Below are 12,294 nucleotides of genomic sequence, written 5' to 3' on the forward strand. Positions count from 1 at the left end.
TCGGGGCGGACTGGGGGACGACGGCGTGATGGCCCGGATCAAGGACATCGTGGTCGACTGCCGGCATCCCGCCACGGTCGCGCGGTTCTGGGCGGCCGCACTGGACGGCTACGCGATCGCGCCGTACGACGAGGCGGAACTCGAGCGCCTGCGGAGCAACGGCATCGACGATCCGGAGGACGATCCGACCGTTCTGGTGGAGGCGCGGCCGGGTGTGACGCCACGCTTCTTCTTCGTGCTGATCCCGGAGCCGAAGGTCGTCAAGAACCGGCTCCATCTCGACCTGACCTGCGACGACCTTGACGCGGAGGTGGAGCGGCTGTGCGCGCTCGGAGCGCGTGTGGACGCCGTCCACGAGGGCTGGGTCGTGCTGACCGACCCGGAAGGCAACGAGTTCTGCCTCCTGCCGGCCTGAGCCGTACGGAAGTCAGGCCGAGGCCCGCGCGACCGTCCGGCCCAGATGGGCGAGAGCGCGTTCCGACGTGCTGTCGGGCTCGGCGCCCATGACGATGAGCTGCTGAGTGGGTGCGCTGTTCACGGTGAACACGTCCCAGGACACGGTCACCGGGCCGACGTCGCGGTGCCGGAACCGCTTGACCTCGTTGCGCCGGGTCCGGACGTGATGGCGCGCCCACAGGCTGCGGAACTCCTCACTGTGCTCGGAGAGCTCCTCGATGAGCTGAATGAGATCCGGGTTGCCGGGGTCCCTTCCCACCGCCGCACGCAGTTCGGCCACCTTGTACGCGGCGGCCTCCTCCCAGTCCAGGTAGAAGTCCCGTGAGCTCGGGCAGAAGAAGACCAGCTTCAGGCAGTTCTCCTGGTGGGCCACTCCCTCATAGAGCGTGGTGGCCAGCGGGGTCGCGGCCAGCACGTTCAGGCCGCGGCCGATCACGAACGCCGGATTGCTGTGCCAGCCCGCCATGAGCTGGAGAAGGGCCGGGCTGACATGCTCCGGTCCGCGGACGTCCGCACGGGGCGGCCACGCACGCGTGTGCACGAGCTCGTACAGATAGTCGGTGGCGTCGGCGTCGAGCCGCAGGGCCTCCGCGAGGGCGGTCAGCACCTGCTGGGACGGGTTGCGTTCCCGGCCCTGCTCCAGCCGGATGTAATAGTCACTGCTGACGCCGGCGAGCATCGCGAGTTCCTCGCGGCGCAACCCCGGAGTGCGTCGCCGACCACTGGGCGGCAGGCCGACGTCCTCGAGAGACGTCGTCTCACGCCGGGTGCGGAGGAAGTCGCCGAGAAGCCTGTCGTTGTCCATCTGGCCAGGCTATTTCGCATTACCTATCAATACAGTGGGTGTGTCGCACCCCCTCATCCGTCGCCGGCGGTCGGCGCGGTGCGCGCATCGGGAGCCGGCTCGGCGAGTGTCTGGAACATCGCCTCGAGGTGCCGGGACAGGACGGCCGGATCCGCCTCGGCGAGCGCCGTGTTGCCGATGACCTTCCGCATGAGCCAGACGCCCGCGATGACCGACAGGAACAACGCGGTGCGTTCGGCGTCGTGCGCGCCGGTCACCATGCTCTTCAAGTGGCGCTCGACGTGCCGTTGCGTTCCTTCGCGCAGGATCTCCGCCGCTCGCGGGTTCGCGGCCGAGCGGAGCAGCAGGAGGAACGGGTCCAGGCTCTCGGCCTCGGGCGCCGTCTTCGCCACAAGGGCGGCGGCCGCGTCGCGGCTGAGCGTCGACAGGTCGTCCCCGACCACGGTCCGCGGGGCGAGGGCGACATCGACGACTTCGGCGAAGAGCCCCTCCTTGGAGCCGAAGTATCGGTTGACCAGCATGGCGGTCACGCCGGCCTTCTGCGCTATCTCGCGGACGCCCACGCCGTCGTAGCCGAACCGGGTGAAGGCGGTCAACGCCGATCGCAGGATCGCCTCTCGGGTCATGCCGGCGTCGCGCCGGCGCCGGGGGGTGGGCTCGCCATCGTGGCTCATGTCGTCGGCTTCCATGTCTACCAGTGTAGACAATTCGAACAAGGCATGTATACAGTCGTAGACATAAGGCAAGGGGAATGTGAGGTGTGAGGCGATGGATCTGAGACTTGCCGGCAGGCGGGCGCTGGTGACGGGGTCGAGTTCCGGCCTGGGAGAGGCGATCGCGCGGCTGCTCGCCGCCGAGGGCGTGACGGTCGTCGTGCACGGCCGCGACGAGGGCCGGGCGAACGGGGTGGCCGAGGCGATCCGGGCCGCGGGAGGGGAGGCGGTCGTCGCGGTCGGTGATCTCGCCACCGACGCCGGCGCCGACGCGGTGACCGCGGCGGCCCTGGCCGGCGGGCCGATCGACATCCTCGTCAACAACGCCGGGGCGTACGAGCATCTGTCATGGGCGGACGCCACTTCGGCGATCTGGGCGGAGACGTACAACGTCAATGTGATCTCCGGCGTACGGATGATCCAGAGGTTGGTCCCGGCCATGCGCGAACGGGGCTGGGGCCGGGTCATCCAGATCGGCGGGGGACTGTCGCAGCAGCCGTCCGCGGCCCTGCCGCACTACAACGCCTCGCTGGCGGCACGGCACAACCTCGCCGTCTCACTCGCGCGCGAACTCAAGGACACGGGTGTGACGTCCAACGTCGTGGCTCCCGGAGCCATCCTCGTCCCGGAGGTACGCAAGCTCCTCACCAAGCTGGCGCCGGCGAACGGCTGGGGCGAGACGTGGGAGGAGATCGAGCGTGGGGCGATCACCGACATCGTCCCCAACGACGTGGGTCGTCTCGGCAGACCGGAGGAGATCGCGGCCGCCGTGGCCTACCTGGCCGGTCCGGTGGCCGACTATGTCAGCGGTGCCACCATCCGCGTCGACGGAGGCACGATCCGCTCGGTCATCTGAACCGCGATCAGACCGTTCCTGCGACCTGCGGGCCCAGGACCGTGGGCCTGGCGGTCACGCTCGCGATCTGACGCGCGGGTCTACAGGCCCGACACGAACGTCCGCACGGCGCCCTCGTACTGCTCCGGGTCGACGTTCCACGAGCCGGTGTGGCCCCCGTCCTTGGTCTGCACGAGCGTGACGAGGTCGGACCGGATCCTGGCGAACTCCAGAGCCGGTTCCACGGGCACGGTGCCGTCGGCCGAGTCGACGAAGATCAGCGCCGGGATCGAGAAGTCGTGGGCATGCCGTACATGGTCGAGGTCGTCGAAGGACAGACCGGTGCGCCGCTCGATGACCCAGTCGGCGACCGAGACCAGGAAGTCGGGCACGCCCATCTGGCGGCCGCCGTGCGCGATGGGCGACCGCCAGTCCATGACGGGACTGTCCAGGATCATGCCCTTGATCGGCTCGTCCGGGAGCTTCCGCACGGCCATGGGCACGATTCCGCCGCCCATCGACCATCCGTAGAGGACCACGTCCGTCGCGCCCTGGCTCTTGGCGTAGGTGATGGCCGCCGCCAGGTCCTCCCACTCACCCGCTCCGAGGTGGAGCTTCCCGCCTGGGCCCGCGGGTGCGCCCTCGTCGTTGCGGTAGGTGATGCCGAGCACCGGCATCCCGAATCGACGGAGGGTCGGCAACACGCGGAGCGCCTCGGCGGCGTCGCCGTTCCGCCCGTGTACGGCGATCACCCACGTGGACGAGGTGCCCTCGGTCTGCCAGGCGGGGAAGTCGCCGAGCGGGGAGGGGACCTTCACATCCTTGTACGGCACGCCCACGGCCGACGGGCGCACGCGGCCCCACAACGATCGGTCGAGATAGGCCCGGACGCCCGGGCGGAGCGTGCCCCGCGACACCTTCTCGACCTTCCGGGTCACCGTCCCGATTCCGGTGGAGACGACAGGGCCGAGGAGGGCGTTCCCGTTCGCCCAGGTCAGGCCGTATGTCCCCGGTGCCGCCGTGTCGGTGCCGCCCTTCAGCGTGACCTGGTCGCCGCTCACCGCCGTCACCTCGAGCGGATAGTCCGAGGAGTGATAGGGATCGATGACGAGGCCCGAGTAGTACCACCCGGCGCTTCCCAGCGCGATCACGGATGGGAGGGCGATCCCCGCCACGGCCCAGACGAGACGACGTCTCCGCTTCTCGCGCATGGCCCAAAAACCTAGCGTGAAATGCCGTGATCCCTCCATTTGTGAGGCCGAATCCGGCTGTGGCGTGCACCACGGCTGGACGACCGGTGATTGTTCACCCGTTCGCAGCCATTTGCCCGATTGCGTATCCCGACCCGCCGAGTAGGTTTCTTGGCATGACCACTTCGCATGACGTACAGCAGGTCGAGGAAGCCAACGCGAGCGGCCGCACGCCGGTCGTCTTCGTCCATGGCCTGTGGCTGCTCCCGAGCAGCTGGGACCGGTGGGCCGCGTTGTTCGCGGAGTCCGGATACGCTCCCGTGAGCCTGGGCTGGCCGGACGACCCCGAGACGGTCGAGGAGGCAAACGCCCATCCCGAGGTCTTCGCGAACAAGACCGTCGGACAGGTCGCCGACCACCTGGCCGACCTGATCGCCAAGCTGAACGAGAAGCCGGTCGTCATCGGCCACTCCTTCGGCGGGCTGCTCGCGCAGATCCTCGCCGGGCGCGGCCTGTCGGTGGCCGCCGTGGCGATCGACCCCGCTCCCTTCCGCGGCGTGCTCCCCCTGCCGATCTCCGCCCTGCGGTCCGCCTCGCCGGTGCTGACCAACCCGGCCAACCGGCACCGCGCCGTCCCGCTGACCTACGACCAGTTCCGCTACGCCTTCGCCAACGCCGTCAGCGAGGACGAGGCCAAGGAGCTGTACGAGACCTTCGCCGTGCCCGCCCCCGGAGCGCCGCTGTTCCAGGCGGCCGCGGCCAACCTCAACCCGTGGACCGAGGTCAAGGTCGACACCGACAACCCCGACCGCGGCCCGATGCTGATCATCTCCGGGGAGAAGGACCACACCGTCCCCTGGGCGATCGCCAACGCGTCCTACAAGCAGCAGAAGGACAACCCCGGCCTCACCGAGATCGTCGAGATTCCCGGCCGCGGCCACGCTCTCACGATCGACAGCGGCTGGAAGGAAGTCGCCGACACGGCCCTGACCTTCGTCCGCCGTTTCGCCTGACACGGCGGTCGCATCCTCTGTCGCATGCGCGGGTCCGCCGCCGGACCGGTCTCCGGTTCCGGTCGGCGGCCTGCTCGAGAGCCCGGCCTGAGCGCTCGGCCTGAGCCCGGCCTGAGCGCTCGGCTTGAGCCTGGCTGAGAGCCCGGCCTGACAGGGCCGGTCGCTTATCCGGTGGCCAGGTTCCTTCTTCGCTGTCTACGCTTCGCGGGTGTCCTCTTCATCCGATTGGCCTGCGACCAGGGGCCACAGCGTGCAAGTGAGCCGTCTGACCCATGTGCTCCCTGACGGCAGGCCGTTGCTGAACGACGTGTCGTTCCGGATCGGCGAGGGAACCAAGGCCGCCCTGGTCGGCCCCAACGGGGCGGGCAAGACGACCCTGATCCGGCTGATCGCCGGAGACCTCCAGCCGATCGAGGGATCGGTGACCCACGCCGGCGGACTGGGCGTGATGCGGCAGTTCATCGGCAGTCTGCGGGGCGCGGGTGAGAGCTCTCCGGGAGGAGACGGCCGCGACAGCCGTACGGTCCAGGACCTGCTGCTCAGCGTCGCTCCCGTGCGCGTGAAGGAGGCGGCGGAGCGGCTCGCCGGCGCCGAACTCGCGATGATGGAGCGCGAGGACGAGAAGACACAGATGCGCTACGCCCAGGCGATCACCGACTACACCGACGCCGGCGGTTACGACATCGAGGTGCTCTGGGACACCTGCACGATGGCAGCGCTCGGCGCGCCATACGACAACGTGAAATATCGGGACCTCACCACGCTGTCGGGCGGCGAGCAGAAGAGGCTCGCGCTGGAGGCCCTGCTCCGGGGACCCGACCAGACCCTCCTCCTCGACGAGCCCGACAACTACCTCGACGTGCCCGGCAAGATCTGGCTCGAACAGGCTCTGCGGGAGACCCCCAAGACCGTGCTGCTGGTCTCGCACGATCGCCAGTTGCTGGCCAACGCCGTCGACCGGATCGTCACCGTCGAGTCGGGGAACGTCTGGATCCACGGGGGCGGCTTCGCCACATACTCCGAGGCGCGCAAGGATCGCAACGAGCGGCTCGACGAGCTTCGCCGCCGCTGGGACGAGGAGCACGCCAAGCTGAAGCGCCTGGTCGTGATGCTGCGGCAGAAGGCGACCTACAACGACGGCATGGCCGCGCCCTACCACGCGGCCCAGACCCGGCTGCGCCGGTTCGAGGAGGCCGGGCCGCCCGAGCTCGCCCCGAAGGACCAGCTCATCAGCATGCGCCTGCGCGGCGGCCGCACCGCCAAGCGTGCCGTGATCTGTGAGAATCTCGAGCTCAGCGGCTTGATGAAGCCGTTCGACCTGGAGATCTGGTACGGCGAGCGCGTCGCCGTCCTGGGCTCCAACGGCTCGGGCAAGTCGCACTTCCTGCGCCTGATCGCGGGGGAGGACGTCCGGCACACCGGGGTGGCGCGTCTGGGTGCGCGGGTCGTCCCCGGGCACTTCGCGCAGACCCACGCCCGGCCCGAACTGCTCGGGCGCACGCCCTGCGAGATCGTGATGACCGAGCACGCCCGCCTGAAGAACGAGGCCATGAAGGCGCTCGCCCGCTACGAACTGGCCGGCGGCGTCGCCGAGCAGCGGTTCGAGACGCTCTCCGGTGGTCAGCAGGCCCGGTTGCAGATCCTGCTGCTCGAGATGTCCGGGGCCACGCTGCTGCTGCTCGACGAGCCGACCGACAACCTCGACCTGGCCAGCGCCGAGGCGCTCCAGGCCGGACTGGACGCCTTCGACGGCACGGTCCTCGCGGTCACGCACGACCGCTGGTTCGCCGACGACTTCGATCGATACATGGTGTTCGGCGCCGACGGCCGCGTCTACGAATCGCCGGAGCCGGTCTGGGACGAGACGCGGGTGGTCCGCCCGCGATAAACCACGATAAATAGCAATAAGACTCGATTAATCGTCTTGATTGCGGCCGACTCGATGCCCGGACGGCGACTGCCCGCTCATCACGCGCACGGAACGGCGTTTCCGGCGACGGGTGCGCGGCCGGTTGAGAAGGCGAAGAGAACGGCCGTTAAAAACAACGCACGCCTTGCGCGTGTCACCGGTCCGGCCATCTGGTTCCGGGTTAAGACGGCTGAGTGACGCGACGCACCCACATCACGATCGCCCTCGCCCTCGCCGGACTGGTGACCACGGCGTGCTCCGGCGACGACAATTCGAACGGCCTCCGGCCGCTCTCTCTGAAGGAGCAGGCCTCCTCCGTCGTCAAGTCGGGCAGCGGTTACGTGGTGAGCTGGGCGGGCGTGCTCAGCAACGCCAACCGCTGGCACTTCGGCGAGAACGCGGTCGCCGTGATCACCGCTGTCGACGCCGCCGGCAAGGAGGTCGTCCACATGGAGCAGCCGCTCGACGCGGTCGCTCCGGGCGCGTCGTTGCCCTTCTCCGGCCAGGTGACCTCCAGCGCCAAGCCCGTCCGCGTGAAGATCGACTACAGGCCGGCCTCGTGGCGTGCCGCGACCCGGATACCGTCGGCCTTCCTGGCCTTCCCGGTGTCCGAGGTCTCGACCGACCGGCTGCCGGCCGGTTCCTACCTGGTGACCGGCTACGTCTCCGACCCGTTCCTGAAGGCGGCCGACGGGCTCGCGGTCACCGCGCTGCTGCGGGACGCCGGGGGCAAGCTGGCGGGAGGCGGCACCGCCTACGTCGACGACGTCCGCGCGGGTGACAAGCGCCGTTTCGTCATCACCGTGGAGGGGGTGCGCGGAGCCGTCGCCAAGACCGACGTCCTGGTCACCACCTGGGGCGCGACGGCCAAGCCGTACGAGGACCTGGCCACCGCGGGGGCGGTCCCCATCCACACGGTCATGCCCACCACTGAGCCGTTCGTCAAGGACCGCGGCTACCAGACGATCACCGATCGGCGTCAGTGAGACAGCCCGTCGGCGGCATCGGTCACCCGGAACCGGCGACGACCCACTGTGGATCTTGAAATCGGAGGCAGGTTACCGTAACGGCATGACGAGCCCCAGGATCGTGGTCTTCGGAGCCACCGGCTTCACCGGCGGGCTCATCGTCGAGGCTCTGCTCGCGATCGGGGTCCGGCCGCTGCTCGCGGGCCGCGACCGGGCCAGGCTCGACGCACTCGCGGCCACCCTCCCCGCCGAGGTGCCCACGGCCGTCGCGGACGCCAGGCGGCCCGAGTCGGTGCGCCGCGTCGTCGGGCCCGGTGACGTGCTCGTCTCCGCGGTCGGCCCGTTCGTCCGCATGGGCGACGCGGCGGTGCGCGCCGCGACGGAGGCGGGCGCCGTCTACCTGGACACCTGCGGCGAGCCGATGTTCATCAAGCGGATCTTCCAGCGGTACGGCCCCGCCGCCGCCACACGGGGGGCGGCCCTGGTCACCGCGTTCGGGTACGACTACGTGCCCGGCAACCTGGCCGCGAGCCTGGCACTGCGGAAGGCGGGCGCGGAAGCGGTCCGCGTCGACGTCGGATACTTCCTCAGCGGCAACGTCGCCAGGCGTGCCAGCGCCGGCACCCGAGCCTCCATGCTCGGTGTCGCCCTCGACCCCATGTACGGCTTCCGCGAGGGCCGCATCGTCCGCGAACACGGACGGACGAGGGTGTTCCACACCGGCGGCCGCCGGCGTCACGGCGTCTCGGTGGGCGCCTCCGAGCACTTCACCCTCCCGCCCGCCCATCGGGGGCTGCGCGAGGTGAACGTCTACCTGGGCTGGTTCGGCGGTCTCGGCCGGGCGGCCGGCCTACTGGCCAGGTCGGCTCCAGTGATCGCGGCCCTGCCGGGCGCCAAACGGGCGACGGAGAACATGGCCGATCGCCTGCTCCGCTCCGCCGATCGGGCGAATCCGGCGGGCAGGCCGCTCTCTTCGCAGGTCGTCGCCGAGGCATACGACGCCAGGGGCAGGCTGATCGCCTCTGCCGAGCTCGACGGCGGCGACCCGTACGACTTCACCGGGCGCGTCGTCGCCTGGGCCGCCGCGACCGCGCTGGCCGGGGGCGTGCGGGGAAAGGGCGCCCTCGGCCCGGTGGACGCCTTCGGTCTGGATTCCCTCGTCGAGGGCTGCGCGGAGGCCGGGTTCGCCGTGCAGGAGAACGGGTGACGCTCGGCTTTCTTTCCCGAGCGCGATTTCAGCAATGAACATGAATTGTCCGAATAAGGTTGCATAGAAGTCGTGTGGAATCGCCGTTGATCGCCACCGTTAAATGCGATCCGTGTAGTTACGCGACTTCAGGTGAATCGGTGGAGCTTTAAGTAACAGAGCCTTTACGCTCGGTTATATGAACGATGGCATCCTGGTCGATGCGTTGCGGGCCCGCGATCCCGGCGCGCTCGCGGCTCTCTATGACACGTATGCCGAAGGGGTCTACCGATACTGCCGCGCGATGCTGGGCAGCCCCGACGGCGCCCAGGTCGCGTTGCGCGACACCTTCGTCGCGGCCGAGGCTCTCGTGGGCTCGCTCGGCGACTCCGCGAAGTTCCGGCCCTGGCTTTACGCCCTGGCGCGCGGAGAGTGCCTGCGCCGCCTGATGCCCGGGGAGCCCACGCCGGTCGACACCGGCCCTCTTCCCGTCATGACGCCGCCGAACGGCGATCCCGGCGACGCCGATCTTCGGAACGTGGCGTGGAGTGCCGTCATGGGGCTCGACCCGCGCGATCGCGAGGTGCTGGAGCTGGCCACCCGGCACGAGCTCTCCGGAGCGGAGGTGGCGGCCGTCCTCGGCACGGGCGAGCGGTACGCCGAGGGGCTCCGCGAGACCGCGGTCGCCCGGCTCCGCGACGCCGTCACCGCGGAGATCCTCGCCCGGCAGGAACCACGCGGCTGCCACCGCCTGGCCGGAATCCTCGCGGGCTTCGGCGGAGACCTCCCGCGTGAGATGCGTGACCGGGTGACCAGGCACCGGGCCCGTTGTGAGATCTGCTCACGCCGAGGGATCAAGCAGATCTCGGCTGCCAAGGTCTTCGCCCTGCTGCCCGAGATCACGCTGCCGGGCGCATTGCGCGTTCGCGTGCTGAGCTGCTTCATCGATCCCGAGCTCGTGCCCTACCGCCGGTTCGTGGCGCGGAGGATCGGCCCGCTGGACATCTCCGGATTCCCCCGCTCGGGGATCAGGGGCGAGGGCCGGGTGGCCCAGGCGATCGCCGGTACGGTGGCCGCCGTCGCGGCCGTGGCCGCGGTGGTGCTGGTGCTCGCGCAGGTGGTCGGAAGCCCGGAGGAGAGGATCACGACCATCACCGCGCGCCGGGTGCCCGTTCCCAGTGGGACGTCGGTGGTCGCGGCGCCCCCGCCGGCGCAGGCCGCGAAGCCGGAAAGGACGCCGACCCTCATCATGCCGGTGGCGGAGGAGGCGCCGATCGACACCCTCGGGCCGCGCAAGCTCGTGGCGGCCGTTCCCGGGGTGCCGAACAGGCCCCAACCGACCCCCCAGCCCCTTCCCGCGCCGACCTGGTCCAAGCCGCAGGGCCCGTTCCATCCGCCGTCCTGGCCGCACCGGCCGACTCCCCGGCCCACCAGCCCCGCTCCGACCACACCCACACCCACGCCGACCCCGACGCACACACCGACTCCTGAGCCGAGCGAGCCGACGACGCCGCCCACCGCGCCCACGCCCCCCACTGAGCCGCCGACGTCCCATCCCCGGCCGCCGCACGAGCATCAGCACGGCTCCGGTCACCCCCGGCCGCACCGTGAGCGGGACTGCCCGCCCTCCGCCGAGCCGCGGCCGCGGCCGAGTCAACCCGGTGGGTCACACCCCAGGCCGGAGCGTCGCGCCGAGCCGCGTCCCGAGCGTCGCGCCGAGCCGCGTCCCGAGCGTCGCGCCGAGCCGCGCCCCGAGCCGGAGCAGCCCGCTCCGCCCGCGCCCGAGCCGACTCCCTCGGTCGAGCCCACCGCGCGCCCGGAGGCGCCGTCGGAGTGACGGCCCGCCCCGTCGTCGGGGGCTCCTTGTCACCCCGACGGCGGGTTCGACCGAGCCCGCTTCCCCGGGGCAACGGCCGACCCTTTCCACCACATACCGGGCGATCTACCTCGCGACCAAATTACTTTCCGTGTCTTAGATGTGTACGGAGAGTAACCGGTGGGAACTGAGGGATGTGGAATTAGGGAAGGGGTAGCATGCCACTCCTCAGAGCGTCGGGCCTGGTCGCAGGCTTGGGTTCAGGTCTCGTCCTGACCCTTGGCTGCCCGGCCGCGGCGGATCCGAGACCCTCGGCACATGACGTCGCCGAGGCCCGGCAGCAGGCTCAGGACCGAGCGCATCAGCTGGGCGAGGCGGAGGCCGACCTGGCCGTCGCGCAGGCCCGGCAGGACGACCTCGCCTCCAACGCGGAGCGACTCGTCGAGGCCTACAACGGTGAGCTCGTCCGGCTCGAGAACGCGCGGAACCAGTATGAGCAGGCGTCCAGCCGCGTTCGGCAGGCCGCAGACCAGTACCAGCAGGCGCGGGCGGCCGCCGCCGCGGAGGCCGCCCGGGCCTACAGCGACCTGATCGTCTTGCGGCCGGCCGCCGCGATGTTGTCCACCTCGGGAGGCTTCGGCGCCTATCTGCAGCAGGCCAGTGTGCTCAGCCATCTCGACAGCGAGCACGCCGCGACCCTGCAGCAGTTGCGCGACGCCCAGGAGGTCTTCGGGATTCTGCGCGACCAGGCCGCCGAGGCCTACGAGACGCAGAAGAAGACGGCGGAAGAGGTGAAGCTGGCCAGGGACGCCGCCCGCGCGTCCGTCGACCAGCAGGTCCAGGAGACAGAGAAGATCAGGCACCAGAAGGCCGCGATCTCGCAGCGACTCGACGCCGCCAGGTCGCGGGTCGAGCGTCTGCGCAGCGCCCGTGCCGTGGCGCAGCGGACGAGAGTGGGGCTCCGCGCCGGCCTGGCCGTACCGGGCTGGGCGGGATCACTGGCCTCGGGCAGAGGCGGCCGTGCGGCGCAGTGGGCGCTCAAGCAACTCGGCAAGCCATACGTCTGGGCGGCTGACGGGCCCTCGAGCTTCGACTGCTCCGGCCTGACCATGCGGGCCTGGCAGCGGGCGGGCATCTCGCTCGACCACTGGACCGGAACTCAGTGGAGTTCCGGCCCGCACGTGCCGGTCAGAAATCTCCGCAGTGGCGACCTGGTGTTCTACGGGCAGTTGACCCGTTACCCGGGGACGATCCACCACGTCGGGATCTACATCGGCCGGGGGCTGATGGTCCACGCCCCCCAGACGGGGGACGTGGTCCGCATCTCGAGCATCTGGCGTCGTGACCTCGTGGGGGCGACCCGGCCGAGATAACCCGGCGCGGTGGGGGGAGCACGACTTCAG

General features: G+C 70.3%; 11 protein-coding genes. 8 read left to right on the forward strand and 3 right to left on the reverse strand.

The annotated features are described in order from the left end of the window. Positions 1-28: 28 nt before the first annotated feature. On the forward strand, positions 29-415 hold the full coding sequence (locus Pmi06nite_RS22785) for a VOC family protein (RefSeq protein WP_203955275.1): 387 nt from the start codon (positions 29-31) through the stop codon (positions 413-415). A 12-nt stretch (positions 416-427) separates the two neighbouring features. Here Pmi06nite_RS22785 and Pmi06nite_RS22790 read toward each other — a convergent pair whose 3' ends face one another. Together Pmi06nite_RS22790 and Pmi06nite_RS22795 are read right to left on the reverse strand one after the other, a co-directional pair. Then, entirely contained in the window at positions 428-1,261 is an 834-nt protein-coding gene (locus Pmi06nite_RS22790) for a helix-turn-helix domain-containing protein (RefSeq protein WP_203955118.1), read from the reverse strand. A 53-nt stretch (positions 1,262-1,314) separates the two neighbouring features. After that, complete coding sequence (locus Pmi06nite_RS22795) at positions 1,315-1,950, reverse strand: TetR/AcrR family transcriptional regulator (RefSeq protein ID WP_203955119.1); 636 nt, start codon at positions 1,948-1,950, stop codon at positions 1,315-1,317. 79 nt (positions 1,951-2,029) lie between these two features. Between Pmi06nite_RS22795 and Pmi06nite_RS22800 the strand changes: the two genes are divergently transcribed. Next, positions 2,030-2,830 (forward strand): SDR family NAD(P)-dependent oxidoreductase, encoded by an 801-nt coding sequence (locus Pmi06nite_RS22800; protein ID WP_203955120.1) that lies wholly within the window; start codon positions 2,030-2,032, stop codon positions 2,828-2,830. 80 nt (positions 2,831-2,910) lie between these two features. Here the strand turns inward: Pmi06nite_RS22800 and Pmi06nite_RS22805 are convergent, their stop codons facing one another. Beyond that, entirely contained in the window at positions 2,911-4,020 is a 1,110-nt protein-coding gene (locus Pmi06nite_RS22805; protein WP_203955121.1) for an alpha/beta hydrolase, read from the reverse strand. A gap of 155 nt (positions 4,021-4,175) precedes the next feature. On the opposite strand from Pmi06nite_RS22805, the gene Pmi06nite_RS22810 reads away from it, so the two are divergent. The 6 genes from Pmi06nite_RS22810 (at position 4,176) to Pmi06nite_RS22835 (ending at position 12,264) form a co-directional block, all read left to right on the forward strand. Next, entirely contained in the window at positions 4,176-5,012 is an 837-nt protein-coding gene (locus Pmi06nite_RS22810) for an alpha/beta hydrolase (protein ID WP_203955122.1), read from the forward strand. A 250-nt stretch (positions 5,013-5,262) separates the two neighbouring features. Next, complete coding sequence (locus tag Pmi06nite_RS22815; RefSeq protein WP_373317330.1) at positions 5,263-6,900, forward strand: ABC-F family ATP-binding cassette domain-containing protein; 1,638 nt, start codon at positions 5,263-5,265, stop codon at positions 6,898-6,900. A gap of 215 nt (positions 6,901-7,115) precedes the next feature. Continuing rightward, positions 7,116-7,907 (forward strand): hypothetical protein, encoded by a 792-nt coding sequence (locus tag Pmi06nite_RS22820; protein WP_203955123.1) that lies wholly within the window; start codon positions 7,116-7,118, stop codon positions 7,905-7,907. A gap of 85 nt (positions 7,908-7,992) precedes the next feature. Continuing rightward, positions 7,993-9,096 carry a saccharopine dehydrogenase family protein gene (locus Pmi06nite_RS22825; protein ID WP_203955124.1) on the forward strand — a complete coding sequence of 368 codons (1,104 nt, stop codon included), beginning with the start codon at positions 7,993-7,995 and terminating at the stop codon, positions 9,094-9,096. Between the two features lie 178 nt (positions 9,097-9,274). Next, positions 9,275-10,912 carry an RNA polymerase sigma factor gene (locus Pmi06nite_RS22830; protein WP_203955125.1) on the forward strand — a complete coding sequence of 546 codons (1,638 nt, stop codon included), beginning with the start codon at positions 9,275-9,277 and terminating at the stop codon, positions 10,910-10,912. A 197-nt stretch (positions 10,913-11,109) separates the two neighbouring features. Then, entirely contained in the window at positions 11,110-12,264 is a 1,155-nt protein-coding gene (locus Pmi06nite_RS22835) for a C40 family peptidase (RefSeq protein ID WP_203955126.1), read from the forward strand. The last annotated feature ends 30 nt before the right edge of the window (positions 12,265-12,294 follow it).

The sequence above is a fragment of the Planotetraspora mira genome (genome assembly GCF_016863275.1).
In the GTDB taxonomy this organism is placed as follows: Bacteria; Actinomycetota; Actinomycetes; order Streptosporangiales; family Streptosporangiaceae; genus Planotetraspora; species Planotetraspora mira.

What these genes read in the sequence shown, in the direction of transcription:
- Pmi06nite_RS22805 (WP_203955121.1), bottom strand. Translation starts at nt 4,020, where the DNA reads ATGCGCGAGAAGCGGAGACGTCGTCTCGTCTGGGCCGTGGCGGGGATC.
- Pmi06nite_RS22825 (WP_203955124.1), top strand. Translation starts at nt 7,993, where the DNA reads ATGACGAGCCCCAGGATCGTGGTCTTCGGAGCCACCGGCTTCACCGGC.
- Pmi06nite_RS22830 (WP_203955125.1), top strand. Translation starts at nt 9,275, where the DNA reads ATGAACGATGGCATCCTGGTCGATGCGTTGCGGGCCCGCGATCCCGGC.
- Pmi06nite_RS22790 (WP_203955118.1), bottom strand. Translation starts at nt 1,261, where the DNA reads ATGGACAACGACAGGCTTCTCGGCGACTTCCTCCGCACCCGGCGTGAG.
- Pmi06nite_RS22795 (WP_203955119.1), bottom strand. Translation starts at nt 1,950, where the DNA reads ATGGAAGCCGACGACATGAGCCACGATGGCGAGCCCACCCCCCGGCGC.
- Pmi06nite_RS22785 (WP_203955275.1), top strand. Translation starts at nt 29, where the DNA reads ATGGCCCGGATCAAGGACATCGTGGTCGACTGCCGGCATCCCGCCACG.
- Pmi06nite_RS22800 (WP_203955120.1), top strand. Translation starts at nt 2,030, where the DNA reads ATGGATCTGAGACTTGCCGGCAGGCGGGCGCTGGTGACGGGGTCGAGT.
- Pmi06nite_RS22810 (WP_203955122.1), top strand. Translation starts at nt 4,176, where the DNA reads ATGACCACTTCGCATGACGTACAGCAGGTCGAGGAAGCCAACGCGAGC.
- Pmi06nite_RS22835 (WP_203955126.1), top strand. Translation starts at nt 11,110, where the DNA reads ATGCCACTCCTCAGAGCGTCGGGCCTGGTCGCAGGCTTGGGTTCAGGT.